Raw genomic sequence first — 18,045 nt, 5'->3', positions numbered from 1 at the left:
CCCCCCCCCCATCCCCCCCACCTAACTCGGGCTTACCACCCCGCCGCGGGGCCCGGGGGCCCCGCGCCCCCCCGACCGGCAAATTGGTGGTAACCTGCCGGATCGATCAGTCGGCGGACACGCTGGCTGGCTCGCCCTCGACAAGCACCGGCGATGCGTAGCCGGAGGGCTTGTCGCCGGTTGCGGCACCGCCTGTGACGCGCGCCTGTATCTGCGGCCCGAAATAGGAATAGGGGAACGACGCGGGCGTTCTGCTGACCGAATCCAGCCGGTCGCGAAGCCCTGGCGGAATCTCGAAGTCCAGCGCGCCAAGATTGTCCTGGATCTGGGCCAGCGTGGTCGCACCAATGATGACGGTGGCGATCCCCGGCTGCGTCGCCACCCAGTTGAGCGCGACCTGTGGCATGCTGCGGCCGAGTTCGGATGCAACCTTCTCGAGTTCGGCCACGATGGCCCAGTTACGCTTAGTGAATTTCTGGAAGCCCGGATGCGTCGAATTGCGGAACCCGTCGAGCCGGCCCACATTTCCGGCCCGGGCCGGCCGATACTTGCCGCTGAGCAGCCCGCCGGCGAGCGGGCTCCAGACCATGATGCCGGCGCCATGGCGCAAGCCGAAAGGCACGAACTCGTTCTCGATCGCGCGTTCGGCCAGGGAATATTCGAGTTGCAGGGCCGAAACCGGCTCATATCCGCGCAGTTCGGCAATCGTCTGCGCGCGCCCCGCATACCAGGCCGGCACATCGGACAGGCCGACATGGCGCACCTTGCCCATCCGCACCAGGTCATCCAGCGTACGCATGACCTCTTCGGCCGCCGTCAGCCTGTCCCACACATGCATGAGATAGAGATCGATATAGTCAGTGCCCAACCGCTTCAGTGAGGCATCAACCGCCCGCATAATGTTCTTGCGGCCGTTGCCGCCGGCATTCGGATTGCCCGGCTGCATGTTCATGGTGAACTTGCTGGCGATCACCGCGGTGTCGCGCAAGCCTCGCTCGGCGATGAATTCGCCAAGCCAGGCTTCGGCCGTGCCGCCAGTGTAGAGGTCCGCCGTATCCAAGAAATTTCCGCCCGCCTCGACGTAGGCGTCGAACATGGCGCGGGCCGTGTCCCTGTCTGCTCCCCACCCCCATTCCTTGCCGAAAGTCATCGTGCCGAGCGCCAGCCGGCTGACCCTGAGGCCGCTGTTGCCGAGCGTGTAATAGGTCATGGTCATGATCGTCTTCCAATGCTTGCTGGTGAATGCCGTGGCGTCACTGGCCCGCCGTGTCATTGCCCGGGGTTGCCTTGACCCACGGGTTGCCGCGCTCATGCGTCATGTGGAACGCGAAGCCGTCGACCTTCCAGCCGGCGGCGGAGCGCGTCAAGTGATGCTCATAGGTGCCCCAGACTTCCCAAAGCGGGTCGCCATTGCCCTCCATCCGGTTCCAGGCATAGCCGTTCGAACGGACCGTCGCCGTGTTCGCCTGGAGAGCGACCTGATGGTTGGTGCGCAGATGCAGGCTTGTCTTGCTACCCTTGAGGTTGCCGGCCCAGGCGCCGATCAGGTCGTCGGAGGCGATGTTGGCCGCCGGCTGCCCGGACAGGCTGCTGAAATCGGCGGTGACCCGATCCGCGAAATAGCTGCGCGCCAGTTTCCAGTCCTGCGCGTCGACGGCGCGGTCGATGCCATCGGCTATCCGGATGACCGCGCGTTCGTCCGCTAGCGCCTGCCAGCCGGAAGGTTCCGCCCCGCCGGTATCAATGGGCGCCAGCGCCATGCCTGCCGCGAACGTTACGTGCTTCAACGCATTCATGTCTCTCCTCCTGATGCCATCAGTCGATCGGCAAAGTGTGGGCGCCGATGTGTTGGCGACAAAGTAGACCACTGAATCGGCGTCGATAAGATTGCATAGTTCGCAAAGACAATGCGATATTGCTCATGAATGGACCGCGATCTCCTCATACATTTGCCTGTGATCGTTGCCGTTGCCCGGCGCGGCGGGTTCGCGCTTGCGGCGGCCGAACTCGGCATGAGCCCGTCAGCGGTCAGCCATGCCGTGCGGCTGGTCGAGGAGCGTATCGGCCAGCCCTTGTTCGCACGCACGACGCGCAGCGTTTCGCTGACCGAAGCCGGAAAGGCGTTGGTGGAGACCGCGGCCCCTGCCCTTCAGGATATTGGTGAACGGATCGACCGAATCCGCAGCGTCAAGGGCAGGCCCTCCGGCCTGCTCAGGATCAACGCCTCCACCATCGCGATTCCATTGGCGGTGACGCCTGTCGTCGCGGCGATGGCCGAGCGCTATCCGGACGTTACGGTGGAGATTTTCGCCGACCAGGGGCTGGTCGACATCGTCGGCGAAGGCTTTGATGCGGGCATCCGGCTGGGCGAGATGATCGCGCAGGACATGGTGGCCGTGCGGCTCACGCCTCCGTTCAAAGCCGTCATCGTCGCCTCTCCCGACTATATCGGACGCCGCGGCCGTCCGCGTTGCGTCGCCGATCTCGCCAACCACAATTGCATCGGCTACCGGCTTGTCCGCTCCGGTGCCCTCTATCGCTGGGATTTGACCGAAGATGGCAAGGATGTCGTCATGGAGACCGGCGGTACGGCCATCGTCACGGATTCGCTCGCGGCGATTGCCCTGGCGCTTGCCGGAGTGGGCCTTGCCTATATGTTCGAGCCGCTGGCGCGCGCCGATCTTGCGGCCGGCCGCCTGGTGCAGGTTCTGCCGCAGTCGGCAATCGAGGAACCCGGCCTTTTCCTCTATTTCCCGCGCCGGGCGGCGATGGCGCCGAAACTGCGGGCCTTTATCGACACCGCACAAGAAATCGGCCGGACATCCCTGCGGACATCCGGCCGAAAAACGCTTTCGGAATAAAGCGGTAGGAAGTTACTTCTTGACCGCGGCCGCGACTTCCGCCGCGAAATCGGTCTCTTCCTTCTCGATGCCCTCGCCCAGCGCAAAGCGCAGGTAAGCCGTGATCTTGGCCGGCGCGCCGATGTCCTTCTCGGCATCCTTCAGCGCCTTCTCGACGGTGATGTCGGGATTGAGCACGAAAGCCTGCTTCAGCAGCACGACCTCCTCGTAGAACTTGCGCAGACGGCCTTCGACCATCTTCTCGATAATCGCTTCCGGCTTGCCGGATTGGCGCGCTTGGTCGGAGAAGATCGCCTTCTCGCGTTCGACCGCGGCCGGATCGATCTGCTCAGCGGTCAGCGCCATCGGATTGGTGGCGGCAACATGCATGGCGACCTGACGAGCGAAAGCATGCGCTGCATGCTCGTTGCCCGTGGTCTCGATGGCGACCAGAACGCCGAGCTTGCCGAGACCATCGGCAACCGCGTTGTGGACGTAGGTCGCGACGGCACCGTGCGGAACGGTCAGCTTGGCCGAACGGCGGAAGCCCATGTTCTCGCCAATGGTGCCGACAGCGTCCTTGATTGTATCGGCAACCGACTTGTCAGAACCCGGATACTTTGCGGCAGCCACAGCTTCTGTCGTGCCATAGGCCAGAGCAACCTTGGCAATTTTGGCGACGATTTCCTGGAACGCGGCATTGCGGGCAACGAAGTCGGTCTCGGAATTGACTTCTACCACGGCAGCCTCGCGAACGCCGGAATCGACGCCGATCAGGCCCTCCGCTGCAGTACGTCCAGCCTTCTTGTCGGCCTTGGAAATACCCTTCTTGCGCAGCCAGTCGACGGCTTCTTCCATGTTGCCGTTGGTCTCGGTCAACGCCGCCTTGCAATCCATCATGCCCGCGCCGGTCAAGTCGCGGAGTTCTTTGACCTGTGCAGCCGAAATGCTCATTGTCGCCTCTTTGGTTTTAAATGCACCGACGCACCATCGATATTCGATGATGCGTCTGTTTAGCGTGCCAAAATATGAGAAAGATGAAGGCCGCAACCGGCCTTCGATTGTCAAGCTTCGGGGGCTTCCGACGCCGGGGCCGGGGCCGGCTCGAGCGCCGGCTCGACCGGGGCTTCGACCGAAGCACCGATGTCGATACCGAGCGCGCCTTGCTGGCGGGCGATGCCGTCGATCGCAGCCTTGGCGATCAGATCGCAATAAAGCTGGATGGCGCGGGCCGCGTCGTCATTGCCGGGGATCGGAAAGTCGATCTTGTCGGGATCGCAGTTCGAATCGATGATGGCGACGACCGGGATGCCGAGACGCTTGGCCTCGAGGATGGCGATCGCTTCCTTGTTGGTGTCGATGACGAACATCAGGTCGGGCGTCGAGCCCATGTCCTTGATGCCGCCCAGCGCCTTGTCGAGCTTCTCGCGCTCGCGATCGAGGTTGAGGCGCTCCTTCTTGGTCAGGCCCTGGGCCTCGCCGGCCAGCATCTCGTCGAGCTTGCGCAGGCGCTGGATCGAATTCGAGATCGTCTTCCAGTTGGTCAGCATGCCGCCGAGCCAACGCGAGTTGACATAGTACTGAGCCGAACGCTGTGCCGCATCGGCGACGATGTCGGACGCCTGGCGCTTGGTGCCGACGAACAGCACGCGGCCGCCCTTGGCGACAGTGTCGGACACCTGCTTCAGCGCCTGGTGCAGCAAAGGCACCGTCTGCGAGAGGTCGATGATGTGGATGTTATTGCGTGCGCCGTAGATATAGGGCGCCATCTTCGGGTTCCAGCGGTGGGTCTGGTGGCCGAAGTGAATGCCAGCTTCCAAAAGCTGGCGCATGCTGAAATCAGGCAGTGCCATTCAAAGTTCCTTTCCGGTTAGCCTCCACGGACACAGGCATTTTTGGACTTTGTCCTCGAACGCCACCGGAGGTTTCAGCCGGATTTCTCCCGGGCAGACACCAAAGTCCGTGTGTGGAATGAGCGCGCATATAGAGGGGATACGCGACAAACGCAAGCCGTGCGGCGCTTCACGCTCAGCGTGCGGCAATCAGCGCCCCGGTGCCGATCATGGCACTGCCGGCAAACCGGTTCATCAGTCGCATGCGCCTCGGCGTCCTGAACCAGCCCGAAGCCCTGCCCGCGAGCGCAGCATAGAAACCCATAGTGAGGATGTTGACGCTGATCACGACCAGGACCACCAGCAGGCCGTCGGCAAGGGTCATGGTGTCGAGGTTCAGGATCAGCGGCATGATCGAGGCGTGGAACAGGATCGCCTTCGGATTGCCGAGCGCAATGGACGCACCGAGGAAGAATGACCGCGACAATCTTGCCTGCGTCGCCTGCGGCTCATTCGATTGCGCGGCCGCGCGCCACATCCTGACGCCGAGAAAGATCAGATAGGCAGCGCCCGCATATTTCAGCAGCAGGAAAATCCATTCGAACGTCTGGGCCAGCGCCACCAGTCCGAGCAATGCCAGTGTGACCAGCACGGCATCGCCGGCGGCAACACCGACTCCGGCCATGAACGCGCGAAGGAACCCGCGCGACACGCCGTTGGTGATGACCGCGAACATCGCCGGTCCCGGCGTCGCGGCGGCAAGAGTGATCGCAGCGCAGTAAGTCAGAAATGCTGTCAGCGTCACGATCGGACCTTTCCCTTCGGCACCCGCACCCGCCGAAAGATCGCGACGATCTCCTCGCGGCTGCATTCGATGGCGCCGAGCCGCACCGCACGGTCGCGCTCGAAGCCGGTTATGTCATAATGCGGCGCCGATGTCTTGGGCGGCCCCTGGTAGGATGAACGCTTGATCGCCAGCTCCGCGGCGAAGCGATGCAGTTCGTCGGTGTCGTCGGCCAACAGATGGCACCAGCGATGGCCAGCCCAATTCCAGATCGCTGCGTCGACATAGACTGCCATGAAGCTTGCTGTCTGCCTTCCATCTTTCACGACAGTCGGCCACATGGCCCGTCCGGATGTCAGTGACGATAGAATGGATTCGGATAGAAAATGAAGCTGCCTTTGGCCGCAAGCTCGGTCACGGTGCTGGTGACGGTTTCCTGCATGCGACGGTGCAGTTCGGCAACCGCATCATCGATCGAGCCCGCATACGCATGCAGGCCCAGCGCCTCCGGCACCCGGATGTGGGCGCAACGCGGCCCGGCCGGCTGCGGAATGAACCGGTTCATCGTGTCACGTAGTCCGTTCCGGCAATAATCGTTGCGGATCCGCTTCAGATGTTCGGCGATCTCCTCCTGGGTGATGCGCGGGTTGGCCGAGGCCCAGGGCCCGACGCGTTGTAGCCTCTGAATGGTGTCGGCAAGCGTGCGAACCTCCTTTTGCCGTTCCGCATCGCCGGTGTTTTCGCGCTGCCAGCGACGCGCCCGACGCAGAAGCTCGGCGGTATCGATGGCAGTGTCGGCCGAGATGCTCTCGCCGAGCCGGCGGCCGAGCTCGATGACCAACGCTTTCCGGCGCTCGGTATATGTCGCGCCTTCGTCGGATTGTATGCCGCAGGCGGCTTCATCGCGGGTCAGCAGCGTCGAATAGACATGGTGGATGCGCTGCGGCAGTGTGTCGGTCGCCTGGCGTTCTATCTTCAGGCTTTTCTCGACATAGGCGCATTCCTTTGCCAGCGCCGCTTCGACATTCCCGGTGAAGGCAAGCTTCCAGACGACCGGCGCGATCCAGACCTTGAAATCCGGATCCGTGGCCCGGCCGCGCCGGAGAGCCTCAAGCCCCATCTCCACGGCACCCGGCAGCAGCGGCGCGACGACATTGGCATGCCAGCCGACGCCGCCTTCGGGATGCAGCAGCACGCCATGGCCCTTCAAGGCCCAGGCGATGGAGTGTTCCTTAGCTGCCCCGCTGTTGCCCGGAATCTGGGCGATCAGGTTGTTGGCCAGCCAGAATTTCTGCATCATTCTGCCGAGACCGTTGACGACGCCATTCGTCGCCCATGACGCAGTGAGCGGGCTGACCTGCGAGACGATCTCCTTGTCGATCATCCAGTCGGTGAAGAACTCGGGGTGATTGGGCGTGATGAAGGTCGCCTTCCCCGCCCCGCAACTGGCCTTCAGCTGCTCAAGGTCGGCGTCGGGCAAGTCGATGTGGCGGACATTGGAGACGCCGCGCAAACCGGCTAGGCGGTTGAACGGCAACAGATCGCGAAATCCGGGAATGCCGCGCAGCATGACGATCCGGTTAACGGATGTCATGGCCCTGATCAGTAACCGGCTAGGTCTCGGCGCAACGAAGACATCGATCTTGCTCAAGCTGCTCCCCCCTTGCGCCTGGACGCTGGGGAGAGGTTGAGAGAAAATTGCGGCACGTTCAAGTCGTTCGCCACGGCGTGGCATGCTTAACCGGTCCGGATCGAAGCCTTATTTCGTCGGGCAGGCTTTCGTCTGGTCGAACAGCGACAGATTGACCAGCTTGCCCGTCATCGAGAAGTCGCCATAGTCCATGGTGAGGTCACGGGTGATGCCGTTCTCATGCAGTTTGAAGCTGATGCGGTATTCCGGCACCTCTTCGCCGGTCTTGCCGGTGTCGTCGAAATAGGCGATGTCGACCGGCCAATACTTTTCGGTGGCGAGCTTCGCCAGTGCCGGAGCCTCCGGATCGGCCTTGTCGGCATCGGTTTTCTTGCCGACGACGACGGTGGTGGTCATCACCTTGTTGGCATCTTCGGAACCGTCGAACAGATTGGTTTCGTAGAAATTCTCGCCCTTTTCGGCCTTGCCGATCAGTTCGACCAGATGCTGGGTCGGGAACTGGGTGGTCGACAGCTCGACGCTGTTCTTTTCCGGCTTGTCGATATCGACCTTCAGGCCCTTGGTCTCCTTCGTGGCGATGCCCTTGACCTCCTTGTCGAGGTTCTGATCGACGAAGGACTTCGTCACAAACGAGAATGTTTTGCCTTCGGCATCCTCGAAAGTGGTTGTCTGCTGGTCGGTCAGCCTGGTGTTGTCGGCGGTCACGATCTGGGTCACGAAACGGAATTTCACCGTATAGCCTTCACAGGCAGAGCCGTTGAACTCATAGACCATGCGACCGGATATGCCTGTGATGCCGGACTGATCGGACGCCTTTTTCAGGGTAAGGTCGTAGACGGCGCGGTGGGCTTGCAGCGCCGGCGCGGCAAAGGCCGGGCCGATCGAGAATATCCCCGACAACAGGACGGCATGGAATGCAAGGCGCGCTGCGCGCATAAGGTACTCCGATCGTCGCGGCTGATGGTATGCCGCAGGGAAAGATGGTCCAGCTTAAAAAAAGTCATGGCGGAAGCGAGGCAAAAATAGCAATTTCGGCCCGGCCAGCGCGGCGTCACCAAGCAATAGGGAAATACCATGAGTGAAACAATCGAAAAGCGGCTAAGCGATCTGGGCGTGACGCTTCCTGTCGCCGCCGCGCCCGCTGCCAACTACGTGCCCTATTGCAGGACCGGCAATTTGCTGTTCACCGCCGGGCAGTTGCCGCTCAAGGACGGCAAGCTGCAGGCGAGCGGACTGCTTGGCCGCGATGTCGACACGGCAGGCGGCAAGGACGCGGCAAAGCACTGCGCGATCAACATCCTGGCGCAGGCCAAGGCAGCGCTCGGCGACCTCGAGAAGATCCGCCGGCTGGTGAAGATCACCGTTTTCGTGGCTTCGACACCTGAGTTTGTCGAACAGCATCTGGTTGCCAACGGCGCCTCGGATTTCCTGGTTGCGGCCCTCGGCGAACGCGGTAAGCATTCACGCTCGGCTGTCGGCACCGCCTGCCTGCCGCTTAATGCCGCAGTGGAAATCGAAGCCGTCTTCGAAGTCGAATGAGCCAGAGGACAGATATGACCGACCTATCCTGGCTGACCGCCCGGCCCGTCGCCCATCGCGGCTTTCACGACATGAACAAGAAGCGCTGGGAAAACACGCTTTCCGCCTTTGCGGCCGCGGCCGAGCGTGGCTATGCCATCGAATGCGACGTGCACCTGTCGTCTGACCGCGTTCCCGTCATCATCCATGATGGCGATCTCAAGCGCCTGACCGGCCAGGACGGCTTCGTCTGGCAGCGCAGCGCGGCGGAACTGGCGGCGCTCAAGATCGGTGGCACGGCGGACCATGTGCCGACGCTGCAGGAAGTGCTCGACCTGATCGATGGCCGCGTACCGCTGGTGGTCGAACTGAAGGGCGTGCCAGGCTATGACGAAGGCCTGGTGGCAAGCGTCGGCAAGATGCTCAAGCGCTACAAGGGCAAAGCCGCGATCATGTCGTTCGACCACTGGTTGATCCGCGATTTCCCGAAGGATGCGCCGGGTATCCCGGGGGGACTCACCGCCTACGGCAACGACGTCAGGTTGATCGAAGCGCATTTCGCCATGCTTGCGCACGAGATCGCCTTCACCTCCTATGCCGCCGGCGATCTGCCGAACCGGTTCGTCAGTTTCGTGCGCGAAAAGCTGAAAATGCCTGTCATCACCTGGACCGTGCATGACCAGCCGGCTGTCGACCTGACCTTCAGATACGCCGACCAGATGACATTCGAAGGGTTCGAACCCGATCTGGTCAAAGTCGCCTGAGTGCCTGAAACGTGACTTGTACCGAGCGGGACGGAGCTTAAATAAGCCTCATGGATCAAGGCGACGAGGGCGATGGCCAAATAGCAAATGCGAACTATTCGATCCGCGTCGCCGCGGGCATCGGCGCTTTCACCTGCGATGAATGGGACAGCCTCGGCGGGACCACGCGCGGCGACGCAGAAAATGGCTACAACCCACTCGTTTCATTCGCTTTCCTGAGCGCGCTCGAAGAGTCCGGCTGCGCCGTGCGGCGCACCGGCTGGCAGGGCCACCATCTCAGGCTGGAGGATGGGCAAGGAAGATTGCTCGGCGCGGTGCCCTGCTATCTCAAGTCGCACAGCCAGGGCGAATATGTGTTCGATCATGGCTGGTCGGATGCGTTCGAGCGGGCCGGCGGCCGCTACTATCCCAAGCTGCAAAGCGCTGTGCCGTTCACGCCGGTCACTGGCCCTCGCCTGCTGGTCAGCAAGGGCGAGGACAGCGCCACGGTGAAGGCGGGTCTCGCGGCCGGTCTGAAAGCGGTCACGCAAAAACTCGGCGTCTCTTCCGCGCATGTCACCTTCGCGCAAGAGAGCGACGTGAAGGTGCTGGAAGCGGCAGGTTTCCTGCACCGCACCGACCAGCAATTCCATTTCTTCAATGAAGGCTTTTCAGCCTATGACGATTTCCTCGCCACCCTTGCCTCGCGCAAGCGAAAGGCGATGAAGAAGGAAAGGCGCGAGGCGCTTGCAGATGGCATTTCGATCGACCGGCTGACCGGCAAGGATATCACCGAAAAGGCCTGGGACGATTTTTATGCCTTCTACATGGACACCGGCAGCCGCAAATGGGGCCGCCCCTATCTCAACCGGCAGTTCTTTTCACTGATCGGCGAGCGCATGGCCGACGACATCCTGCTGGTAATGGCCAGGCGCAACGGGCGCTACATTGCCGGCGCCATCAATTTCATCGGCTCCGATGCACTCTATGGCCGCAACTGGGGCTGCATCGAGGATCATCCCTTCCTGCATTTCGAGGTCTGCTACCATCAGGCGATCGACTTCGCCATCGAGCGCAAGCTGAAGGTGGTCGAGGCAGGCGCGCAAGGCGAGCACAAACTGGCGCGCGGCTACCGGCCGGTGACCATGCATTCGGCGCACTACATCGCCCATCCCGGCCTGCGCAACGCCGTTGCCGACTATCTCAAGCGCGAACGCCATGAGGTGGAGCGGATGAGCGAATATCTCGAAGAGCATACCCCGTTCCGCAAGGATTTGGAGGAGTAGCGACCCGGCTGCCCGGAGGGGCAGGATCGACGATCGTCTTGCCGATTTTCGACGGCTTCGCTACACCAAAGTCACAATCGGGAGCATTTGCCATGGCTGAAACCGCCTATGACACCGACAACATCTTCGCGAAGATCCTGCGCGGCGAAATTCCCTCGCACCGTGTCTACCAGGACGATGCGTTCATAGCCTTCATGGATGTGATGCCGCAGGGGCCGGGCCATACGCTTGTGGTGCCAAAGGTGCCGTCGCGCAACCTGCTCGACGCCGATCCGTCAATTTTCGGCCCGCTTTTCACGGTCGTTCAGAAAGTGGCGCAGGCGGTGAAAAAGGCCTTCGGCGCCGAAGGCGTCACCGTCATGCAGTTCAATGAGCCGGCCTCGGGCCAGACCGTTTATCATCTCCATGTGCATGTCATCCCGCGCTTCGACGGCATCCCGCTGAAGCCACACACGGGCGCGATGGAAAAGCCGGAGGTGTTGGCCGAAAACGCCGAAAAGATACGGGCGGCGCTCCAAGGCTGACACCGCAATCGCCGGCGAACTGGAACAGTTTTAGTCGGGCTGAGCCAATCGCTCGATCGCACTCGGCCGTGCGATGCCTTGCTCCAGCCGCCGGCAGCGCTATGGCGGCACGCCTCTTCATGATGATTCGACCGGGCAGCGAACACCGACAAGCAGCTCCGCTCCAATGAAAAAAGCCCCGTCTCCGGGGCTTTTTTCATTTTCATCAAGGTCAGTTCTTTCTGGGCAGTTGCGGCACGAGGCTGCGCTTGCCGCCGTCCTTGCCTTTGGCTTCGGGCTTCTGCGCCACCAGCTTCTTGGCCGAAGGCTTTTTCGCCACGGCCTTTCTGGGCTTCGGCGTTTCTTCCGGCTCTTCCTTCTTCGGCTTGACCGGTGCCTCGTCGGCGAGCGATTCGAGCTTCAGGCCGGTTTCGCCGGTTTCCTTCTTCTCGACGGTGACCCGCACCGTGCCGCCCTTCTTGAGCTTGCCGAACAGCACCTCGTCGGCCAGCGGCTTCTTGATGTGCTCCTGGATCACCCGGCCGAGCGGCCGCGCTCCCATGCGCTCGTCATATCCCTTGTCGGCGAGCCAGGCGATCGCATCCGGCGACAGGTCGAAGGTGACGCCACGCTCGGAAAGCTGGGCCTCGAGCTGCATGACGAACTTCTGCACCACCTGATGGATAACCGGTACCGGCAGCGAGCCGAACGGGATGATCGCATCGAGACGATTGCGGAACTCCGGCGTGAACAGCCGGTTGATCGCCTCGACATCGTCGCCTTCGCGCTTGGTCGAGCCGAAGCCGATCGCCGCGCGCTGCGCATCCGACGCACCCGCATTGGTGGTCATGATCAGGATCACATTGCGGAAGTCGATCTGCTTGCCGTTGTGGTCCGTCAGCTTGCCATGGTCCATCACCTGCAACAGGATGTTGAACAGGTCCGGATGCGCCTTCTCGACTTCGTCCAGCAACAGCACGCAATGCGGATGCTGGTCGACGCCGTCGGTCAAAAGGCCGCCCTGGTCGAAGCCGACATAGCCGGGAGGCGCACCGATCAGCCGCGATACGGTGTGACGTTCCATGTACTCCGACATGTCGAAGCGGATCAGCTCGACGCCGAGAGAGGCGGCCAACTGCTTGGCCACTTCGGTCTTGCCGACGCCGGTCGGGCCGGAGAACAGGTAGGAACCGATCGGCTTTTCCGGTTCACGCAGGCCCGCACGCGCCAGTTTGATGGCCGAGGTCAACGCGGTGATCGCGGTGTCCTGGCCATAGACGACGCGCTTCAGCTCGATATCGAGGCCTTGCAGTACCTTCTCGTCGTCGGCCGAAACCGTCTTCGGAGGGATGCGCGCCATGGTGGCGATCGTGGCTTCGATCTCCTTGATGCCGATGGTCTTCTTGCGCTTGGCTTCCGGCACCAGCATTTGCGAGGCGCCGGTCTCGTCGATCACGTCGATCGCCTTGTCCGGCAGCTTGCGGTCGTTGATGTAGCGCGCCGACAGCTCCACCGAGGCCTTGATCGCCTCGTTGGTGAACTTCACCTTGTGGAATTCCTCATAATAGGGCTTCAGGCCCTTCATGATCGCGATGGCATCCTCGATGGTCGGCTCGTTGACGTCGATCTTCTGGAAGCGTCGCACCAGGGCGCGGTCCTTCTCGAAGAACTGGCGGAATTCCTTGTAGGTGGTCGAACCGATGCAGCGGATCGCACCCGACGATAAGGCCGGCTTCAACAGGTTCGACGCGTCCATGGCGCCGCCTGATGTGGCCCCTGCCCCGATCACCGTGTGGATCTCGTCGATGAACAGCACAGCACCTGGGTAGTCCTCGAGCTCCTTGACGACCTGCTTCAGCCGTTCCTCGAAGTCACCGCGATAGCGCGTGCCTGCCAGCAACGTGCCCATGTCGAGCGCAAAGATGGTGGCGTTGTGCAGCACTTCGGGAACGTCACCCTCGACGATGCGCTTGGCCAGGCCCTCGGCTATCGCCGTCTTGCCGACGCCGGGATCGCCGACATAGAGCGGGTTGTTCTTGGAGCGGCGGCACAGCACCTGGATGGTGCGGTTGATCTCGGACTCGCGGCCGATCAGCGGGTCGATCTTGCCGGCCTTGGCCTTGTTGTTGAGGTTGATGCAATAAGCGGTCAGCGCGTCCTGCTGCTGCTTCTTCTTGCCGCCTTCCTCCTGCGGCTCGGCGCCGTTCTGGCCGCCCTGCTCGTCTTCGGCGCCGCGCGGCGAGCGTGTTTCCGACGCGCCCGGACGCTTGGCAATGCCGTGCGAGATGTAGTTGACCGCGTCGTAGCGGGTCATCTGCTGTTCTTGCAGGAAATAGGCGGCATGGCTCTCGCGTTCGGCGAAGATGGCGACGAGCACATTGGCGCCCGACACTTCCTCGCGGCCCGATGACTGCACATGGATCACCGCGCGCTGTATGACGCGCTGGAAACCGGCCGTCGGCTTGGAGTCTTCGTCGTAGCCGGTGACGAGATTGTCGAGTTCGGTGTCGATATAGGTGAGAACCGTATGCTTGAGCTCATCGAGATCGACATTGCAGGCGCGCATGACGGCAGCCGCTTCGGTGTCGTCGATGAGCGCGAGCAACAGATGTTCAAGGGTTGCGTATTCATGGTGCCGCTCATTGGCGAGCGTCAGCGCTTGGTGAAGCGCCTTTTCCAGGCCTTGGGAGAAAGCCGGCATGTTACCTCACTTCTTCTCCATCACGCATTGCAGCGGATGCTGATTCTGTCGGGCGAAATCCATGACCTGAGACACTTTGGTCTCGGCCACCTCGAATGTATAGACCCCGCACTCGCCCACTCCATGATTGTGAACATGAAGCATGATGCGTGTGGCGGCTTCGCGGTCCTTCTGGAAAAAACGCTCCAGCACGTGAACCACGAACTCCATGGGCGTGTAGTCGTCGTTGAGGATGAGGACCCGATAAAGGCTGGGCTTCTTGGTTTTGGTTTTCGTGCGCGTGATGACGGCCGTCCCGCGGCCGGCCTCATTGCCGTCGCCGCCGCCGTTTTGCATCCGCACCACGCATCTCGTGGCAGTCAAACCGATCGTCACGTATTCCTGCCTCTTTCGAATCCCCATGCGAACTCGACATGTAGGTGTTCGATGGACGATTTTAAGCCCTTCTGTTTAGCTGACAATATGGCTAGGTGACCAAACTTGGACGATTTTCGCAATCGTGAAGGGGCGCGAGGCCTTTGATCGGCAGTTGACATGAAAAACCCGGCCACGTTTCCGCTGCCGGGTTTTTTACGGGCCCCAAAGGGCCAACTCAGGGTCGTGTCTGGACGAAGTTAATTCGCCCGGGCGAAAATTACTTCGCCTTGGCAACGATCGATTCGAAGGGCTTGTAAGCTTCCTTGGCGAGTTCGGCATAAAGGTCGCCAATCTTGGTGGCCTCGGCGACGAACGCCTCGTAGGACTGCTTGGCATAATCCGACTGGATCTCGATCGCCTTCTCCAGCGACTTGGCCGAAAACAGCTTCTCTATAGTAGCGCTGCCTGACTCAAAACTCTTCTTGGTGTATTCGCCAGCCTCGGTGGCGATCGCCTGGGCGCCCTTGGAGAGCGACGCGAAGCTCTTCAATCCGGTGTCGGCAAACTCTTTGCCGTATTTGCTGAAATCCTCATAGGTCTGGGTCATTTCTAATTCCCTTGACGGTTGAGGCGTCCTTCTTCGGGGCGCCCTTGTGCAGTGCACCTTAATATATTGTGCGCCGCACAAAAGTCAATATTCCACCGGCGCGCGAACCCGCCTGCGCAGCCAATGGCTAAAAATCGAATAAAGAGAGCTTCAAGCTCGAAGAAAATGGTGAACGCGGCGGTTACCATAAACGGATTGGTAACGCTGCCCCGGTAGCTTGGCCGGAAGCGAGGCAGGACCCTTTGCCGCCTCCAGCGCAACGAAGAATCCAAGGGAAGTACCAGTGCGTAAGGCGTTGTTGGGCATCGTTTCCAAATCCACCTCCCCTCTCAAAACGATCATGATCATCGCGATGGCGATGGCATTCGTTTGCGGCGACGTTGCCTCGTCGCTGGCGGCGAGGTCGGCGGCCATCGTCATCGACGCCAAGACCGGCAAGGTGCTGTATTCGGCGGACGCCGACGGCAGGCGCTATCCGGCATCGCTGACCAAGATGATGACGCTCTATCTGACCTTCGAAGCACTGGCGAAGGGGAAGATCAGCAGGAACTCGCCAGTCGTGTTTTCGGCCCATGCATCCGCCGAGGCACCGACGAAACTCGGGGTTAAGCCGGGCGGTTCTGTCACGGTCGAGACCGCGATCCTGTCGATTGTCACCAAGTCAGCGAACGACTCGGCCACCGCGCTAGGTGAAATGCTCGGCGGCAATGAACCCACTTTTGCCCGCATGATGACCGCCAAGGCACGGGCGCTGGGCATGAACGGCACCGTCTTCCGCAACGCTAATGGCCTGCCCGACCCCGGCCAGTTCACCACCGCGCGCGACATGGCGACGCTCGGCATCGCGCTGAGGGAGCATTTCCCGCAGTACTACGGTTACTTCTCGCAGCGTTCCTTTCTGTACGGGCGCCAGCGCATCAACGGCCACAACCGCCTGCTCGGACGCATCAAGGGTGTCGACGGCATCAAGACGGGCTACACCCGCGCCTCCGGCTTCAATCTCGTCTCGTCGGTTTCCGACGGCAATCGCCGCCTCGTCGGCGTGGTCATGGGCGGCACCTCCGGCGGCAGCCGCGATAACCAGATGGCGATGTTGATCAACACCTACTTGCCGAGGGCCTCTACCCGAGGCGGCGGCGATCTTGTCGCCAAGGACGGCGGCAACAACCCGGTCACTGCGCTTGCCAAGGTGCTCCTGCCCAAGCACGACGCGCCGACGCCGGACGACAAGCCGATGGTGGCACAAGATGATGCCACGGTTGCCGAGGACGCCACAGTCGCGGAAGACGATTCCGCGCAGGCCGAAGAGGCAGCCCCGGTCGTCAAGACCAGGAAGGTCAAGACCGTCATCGTCTCGGCCCCTCAAATTGCCACTGCCCAGGTCGTCGCTGCTTACGCCGAGCCGGCTGCCGAGCCGACGCCGGCTGCGCCTGTCGATCCGGTCAGCACGGCGTCGGTGCCGTCGGGCTGGGCCATTCAGGTCGCCTCGTCGCCGAAACAGTCTGAAGCCCAGGCTTTCCTCGACAAGGCCGCCAAGAAGGCACCCAACGTGTTGGCCGACGCGTCCGGCTTCACCGTCGCCTTCGACAAGGACGGGGTCACCTATTACCGCGCCCGCTTTGGTGGCTTTGGTTCGAAGACCGCCGCCTGGAAGACCTGTACCGCTCTGAAGAAGAAGAACATCGAGTGCTACGCCGTCCAGCAGTAGGACGGCGTGGAAGCCATCTCCCGGAAAATTTCTGCGTCGAAGGAGACTAGTTGTGGTTGGAGAGCAAGACGTCCTTGGCTTCGTTAATCCGCGCCGCCAGGAAAGACGTGCCGCCGATATCGGGGTGGAGGCGCTGCATCAGGCGGCGGTGCGCCTTGCGGACATCCGCCGCGGCGGCCCCCGCTTCAAGACCAAGGACCTTGTAGGCCTCCTCCTTAGTCATGGCGCCCGAACCTGGCGCAACACCCAACCCTTCGCCACCGTCCGCATCAGTGTTTTTGCGCCAGACGGGAAATCTGCCGTCAAGATACGTCTCTAGCAGCTGTCGGCTCTCCGGGTCGCCGGAGAGTTCCCGGTAGAGGTGCTGCAATTCGGCCAATCCCATCGCACCAAGCATCTTGCCTTCATGGCGGCCGGCCAGCACAAGGCCCTCCAGGCCGCCAGTAGCGTGATCAAGCTCCATTTCCAATGCGGCGGTACGCACCGTCGAACGCTTGCCCTGCACCGGTCTGGCCGTCTGGTGTTTCATCCGCACAGAACTGTACCAGGCAATTGCCGCGGCCAGTATGATGCCGGCGATGCCTTCGCGCCCGACCACAAGCAAAGTGACGCCGACCAGCGCCAGGAGAACCGGCCCGAGCGTGCGCATTCCGCTCGCCAGTTTTCCCGGATCGGCGCGCAGAAAGATGGTCACCGCGCCGAGAAGCACCAGAAGCAATGCAACGAATAAGATAACCGCGCCCATCAGTTCCCGCTGCCCCGCAGATGCTCAATCATCAGCCGGTCCTCCGGCCTGCCTCTGGCCTCGAGCGCCGCCAGCCCGCCGGTTGCAAACACCGCAACCGCCGAAAGCAGTTCGGCTAGAGTCGCGGCAGCCCGCCTATCAAATCGGAACCAAGCCCCTTTGGACAACCGGGCGATTTCCTTAAACGCTTTTTCTGCGCCGGAATCATGACCTTCCTGGAAAACGAAGACAGGCACGCCGTGCAGGCCGAGGCTGCCAGCCTTTTCGGCCAGATCGTCGATGTTTTCTTCCATGGCATCGCCGATATAGACCAGCGCATTGACCTTGGCCGTAGCGGTCTGTTTCAGCGCGTGCGTCAGCACCTTGCCGATCTGGGTGTGGCCGCTGCGGCATTGGATACGCGTCATCAACTGCTTCAAGGCACTGGTATCGGTCACGAAAGCGGACGAACGGCACTCGCCCAGGCCGCGAAAATAGACCAGTTGGACACTGAGGATTCCGGCCTTGCCGACGGCATCGAACATCTGGCCCTGCAGCTCACACGCCAGATCCCAGGTCGGCTGGCGGCTCATCGTCGCGTCGAGCGAAAGGATCAGCCCGCCCGACCCCTTCGCCGAGGCAGCCAGCGTCCTTGCCTGCCGAAGAAAGGCTTCGATCTCGCCGGCATTGGATTGAGGTTTGACCGGCGCAGGATTGGCCCTTGCGGGCACGGGCTGCTTCTTGTCGTTCATGGAAACAAGATGTGGCGCTGTGCCACCGCTTGCAAGCCC

The 18,045-nt window shown here is 61.8% G+C and carries 19 protein-coding genes; 6 read left to right on the top strand and 13 right to left on the bottom strand.

Going from position 1 to position 18,045, the window contains the following annotated elements; all coding sequences use genetic code 11:
* Positions 1-106 precede the first annotated feature (106 nt).
* Together NKJ89_RS24385 and NKJ89_RS24380 are read right to left on the bottom strand one after the other, a co-directional pair.
* The gene (locus NKJ89_RS24385; RefSeq protein WP_352606248.1) at positions 107-1,216 is read right to left on the bottom strand and encodes an aldo/keto reductase; all 1,110 of its coding nucleotides are present in this window, start codon (positions 1,214-1,216) and stop codon (positions 107-109) included.
* A 37-nt stretch (positions 1,217-1,253) separates the two neighbouring features.
* The gene (locus NKJ89_RS24380; protein ID WP_352606246.1) at positions 1,254-1,796 is read right to left on the bottom strand and encodes a nuclear transport factor 2 family protein; all 543 of its coding nucleotides are present in this window, start codon (positions 1,794-1,796) and stop codon (positions 1,254-1,256) included.
* A gap of 129 nt (positions 1,797-1,925) precedes the next feature.
* Between NKJ89_RS24380 and NKJ89_RS24375 the strand changes: the two genes are divergently transcribed.
* Positions 1,926-2,861 carry a LysR family transcriptional regulator gene (locus tag NKJ89_RS24375; RefSeq protein WP_352606244.1) on the top strand — a complete coding sequence of 312 codons (936 nt, stop codon included), beginning with the start codon at positions 1,926-1,928 and terminating at the stop codon, positions 2,859-2,861.
* Positions 2,862-2,873: 12 nt separating this feature from the next.
* Here the strand turns inward: NKJ89_RS24375 and tsf are convergent, their stop codons facing one another.
* The 6 genes from tsf to NKJ89_RS24345 all read right to left on the bottom strand — a co-directional run bounded on the left by tsf (position 2,874) and on the right by NKJ89_RS24345 (position 8,043).
* The gene (gene tsf / locus NKJ89_RS24370; RefSeq protein WP_352606242.1) at positions 2,874-3,794 is read right to left on the bottom strand and encodes a translation elongation factor Ts; all 921 of its coding nucleotides are present in this window, start codon (positions 3,792-3,794) and stop codon (positions 2,874-2,876) included.
* Between the two features lie 110 nt (positions 3,795-3,904).
* Positions 3,905-4,693 (bottom strand): 30S ribosomal protein S2, encoded by a 789-nt coding sequence (rpsB, locus tag NKJ89_RS24365; RefSeq protein ID WP_023759253.1) that lies wholly within the window; start codon positions 4,691-4,693, stop codon positions 3,905-3,907.
* Between the two features lie 175 nt (positions 4,694-4,868).
* Complete coding sequence (locus tag NKJ89_RS24360) at positions 4,869-5,477, bottom strand: LysE family translocator (RefSeq protein WP_352606240.1); 609 nt, start codon at positions 5,475-5,477, stop codon at positions 4,869-4,871.
* Complete coding sequence (locus NKJ89_RS24355; RefSeq protein WP_352606238.1) at positions 5,474-5,752, bottom strand: DUF4031 domain-containing protein; 279 nt, start codon at positions 5,750-5,752, stop codon at positions 5,474-5,476. Before NKJ89_RS24355 ends, NKJ89_RS24360 begins: the two co-directional genes overlap by 4 nt.
* A gap of 59 nt (positions 5,753-5,811) precedes the next feature.
* Positions 5,812-7,050, bottom strand: a complete 1,239-nt coding sequence (locus tag NKJ89_RS24350) for a lysophospholipid acyltransferase family protein (protein ID WP_352606236.1) — start codon at positions 7,048-7,050, stop codon at positions 5,812-5,814.
* A gap of 165 nt (positions 7,051-7,215) precedes the next feature.
* Complete coding sequence (locus tag NKJ89_RS24345; protein ID WP_023759257.1) at positions 7,216-8,043, bottom strand: cell envelope integrity EipB family protein; 828 nt, start codon at positions 8,041-8,043, stop codon at positions 7,216-7,218.
* Between the two features lie 138 nt (positions 8,044-8,181).
* On the opposite strand from NKJ89_RS24345, the gene NKJ89_RS24340 reads away from it, so the two are divergent.
* The 4 genes from NKJ89_RS24340 (at position 8,182) to NKJ89_RS24325 (ending at position 11,178) form a co-directional block, all read left to right on the top strand.
* Positions 8,182-8,646, top strand: coding sequence for a RidA family protein (locus NKJ89_RS24340; protein ID WP_352606234.1), 465 nt, complete (start codon positions 8,182-8,184; stop codon positions 8,644-8,646).
* Positions 8,647-8,660: 14 nt separating this feature from the next.
* A complete protein-coding gene (locus NKJ89_RS24335) occupies positions 8,661-9,389 on the top strand; it encodes a glycerophosphodiester phosphodiesterase (protein WP_352606232.1) in 729 nt (242 codons plus the stop codon).
* Between the two features lie 50 nt (positions 9,390-9,439).
* Complete coding sequence (locus NKJ89_RS24330) at positions 9,440-10,654, top strand: GNAT family N-acetyltransferase (RefSeq protein ID WP_352606230.1); 1,215 nt, start codon at positions 9,440-9,442, stop codon at positions 10,652-10,654.
* Positions 10,655-10,746: 92 nt separating this feature from the next.
* Positions 10,747-11,178: an HIT family protein gene (locus NKJ89_RS24325; RefSeq protein WP_352606228.1), complete on the top strand. Its 432-nt coding sequence runs from the start codon at positions 10,747-10,749 to the stop codon at positions 11,176-11,178.
* A 211-nt stretch (positions 11,179-11,389) separates the two neighbouring features.
* Here NKJ89_RS24325 and clpA read toward each other — a convergent pair whose 3' ends face one another.
* From clpA to NKJ89_RS24310, 3 genes are all read right to left on the bottom strand, one after another.
* Positions 11,390-13,858 (bottom strand): ATP-dependent Clp protease ATP-binding subunit ClpA, encoded by a 2,469-nt coding sequence (gene clpA, locus NKJ89_RS24320; RefSeq protein ID WP_352606226.1) that lies wholly within the window; start codon positions 13,856-13,858, stop codon positions 11,390-11,392.
* 6 nt (positions 13,859-13,864) lie between these two features.
* The gene (gene clpS / locus NKJ89_RS24315; RefSeq protein WP_010909565.1) at positions 13,865-14,194 is read right to left on the bottom strand and encodes an ATP-dependent Clp protease adapter ClpS; all 330 of its coding nucleotides are present in this window, start codon (positions 14,192-14,194) and stop codon (positions 13,865-13,867) included.
* A 298-nt stretch (positions 14,195-14,492) separates the two neighbouring features.
* On the bottom strand, positions 14,493-14,822 hold the full coding sequence (locus tag NKJ89_RS24310; RefSeq protein ID WP_023759263.1) for a phasin family protein: 330 nt from the start codon (positions 14,820-14,822) through the stop codon (positions 14,493-14,495).
* Positions 14,823-15,105: 283 nt separating this feature from the next.
* On the opposite strand from NKJ89_RS24310, the gene NKJ89_RS24305 reads away from it, so the two are divergent.
* Entirely contained in the window at positions 15,106-16,530 is a 1,425-nt protein-coding gene (locus NKJ89_RS24305) for a D-alanyl-D-alanine carboxypeptidase (protein WP_352606224.1), read from the top strand.
* 46 nt (positions 16,531-16,576) lie between these two features.
* On the opposite strand, the gene NKJ89_RS24300 is transcribed toward NKJ89_RS24305, so the two are convergent.
* Together NKJ89_RS24300 and NKJ89_RS24295 are read right to left on the bottom strand one after the other, a co-directional pair.
* Positions 16,577-17,275 (bottom strand): DnaJ domain-containing protein, encoded by a 699-nt coding sequence (locus tag NKJ89_RS24300; protein ID WP_023759265.1) that lies wholly within the window; start codon positions 17,273-17,275, stop codon positions 16,577-16,579.
* The gene (locus tag NKJ89_RS24295) at positions 17,275-18,006 is read right to left on the bottom strand and encodes a vWA domain-containing protein (protein ID WP_352606222.1); all 732 of its coding nucleotides are present in this window, start codon (positions 18,004-18,006) and stop codon (positions 17,275-17,277) included. The genes NKJ89_RS24300 and NKJ89_RS24295 overlap by 1 nt, the downstream gene beginning before the upstream one ends.
* Positions 18,007-18,045 lie beyond the last annotated feature (39 nt).

Source organism: Mesorhizobium sp. M0047 (assembly GCF_040323315.1).
GTDB lineage: Bacteria > Pseudomonadota > Alphaproteobacteria > Rhizobiales > Rhizobiaceae > Mesorhizobium.
This window is presented reverse-complemented; position numbering and strand designations above follow the sequence as displayed.

Excerpts from the sequence above, each read along its gene's own strand:
- NKJ89_RS24385 (WP_352606248.1), bottom strand. The coding sequence starts at position 1,216 with ATGACCATGACCTATTACACGCTCGGCAACAGCGGCCTCAGGGTCAGC.
- NKJ89_RS24380 (WP_352606246.1), bottom strand. The coding sequence starts at position 1,796 with ATGAATGCGTTGAAGCACGTAACGTTCGCGGCAGGCATGGCGCTGGCG.
- NKJ89_RS24375 (WP_352606244.1), top strand. The coding sequence starts at position 1,926 with ATGGACCGCGATCTCCTCATACATTTGCCTGTGATCGTTGCCGTTGCC.
- tsf (WP_352606242.1), bottom strand. The coding sequence starts at position 3,794 with ATGAGCATTTCGGCTGCACAGGTCAAAGAACTCCGCGACTTGACCGGC.
- rpsB (WP_023759253.1), bottom strand. The coding sequence starts at position 4,693 with ATGGCACTGCCTGATTTCAGCATGCGCCAGCTTTTGGAAGCTGGCATT.
- NKJ89_RS24355 (WP_352606238.1), bottom strand. The coding sequence starts at position 5,752 with ATGGCAGTCTATGTCGACGCAGCGATCTGGAATTGGGCTGGCCATCGC.
- NKJ89_RS24350 (WP_352606236.1), bottom strand. The coding sequence starts at position 7,050 with ATGACATCCGTTAACCGGATCGTCATGCTGCGCGGCATTCCCGGATTT.
- NKJ89_RS24345 (WP_023759257.1), bottom strand. The coding sequence starts at position 8,043 with ATGCGCGCAGCGCGCCTTGCATTCCATGCCGTCCTGTTGTCGGGGATA.
- NKJ89_RS24340 (WP_352606234.1), top strand. The coding sequence starts at position 8,182 with ATGAGTGAAACAATCGAAAAGCGGCTAAGCGATCTGGGCGTGACGCTT.
- NKJ89_RS24335 (WP_352606232.1), top strand. The coding sequence starts at position 8,661 with ATGACCGACCTATCCTGGCTGACCGCCCGGCCCGTCGCCCATCGCGGC.
- NKJ89_RS24330 (WP_352606230.1), top strand. The coding sequence starts at position 9,440 with ATGGATCAAGGCGACGAGGGCGATGGCCAAATAGCAAATGCGAACTAT.
- NKJ89_RS24325 (WP_352606228.1), top strand. The coding sequence starts at position 10,747 with ATGGCTGAAACCGCCTATGACACCGACAACATCTTCGCGAAGATCCTG.
- clpA (WP_352606226.1), bottom strand. The coding sequence starts at position 13,858 with ATGCCGGCTTTCTCCCAAGGCCTGGAAAAGGCGCTTCACCAAGCGCTG.
- clpS (WP_010909565.1), bottom strand. The coding sequence starts at position 14,194 with ATGCAAAACGGCGGCGGCGACGGCAATGAGGCCGGCCGCGGGACGGCC.
- NKJ89_RS24310 (WP_023759263.1), bottom strand. The coding sequence starts at position 14,822 with ATGACCCAGACCTATGAGGATTTCAGCAAATACGGCAAAGAGTTTGCC.
- NKJ89_RS24300 (WP_023759265.1), bottom strand. The coding sequence starts at position 17,275 with ATGGGCGCGGTTATCTTATTCGTTGCATTGCTTCTGGTGCTTCTCGGC.
- NKJ89_RS24295 (WP_352606222.1), bottom strand. The coding sequence starts at position 18,006 with ATGAACGACAAGAAGCAGCCCGTGCCCGCAAGGGCCAATCCTGCGCCG.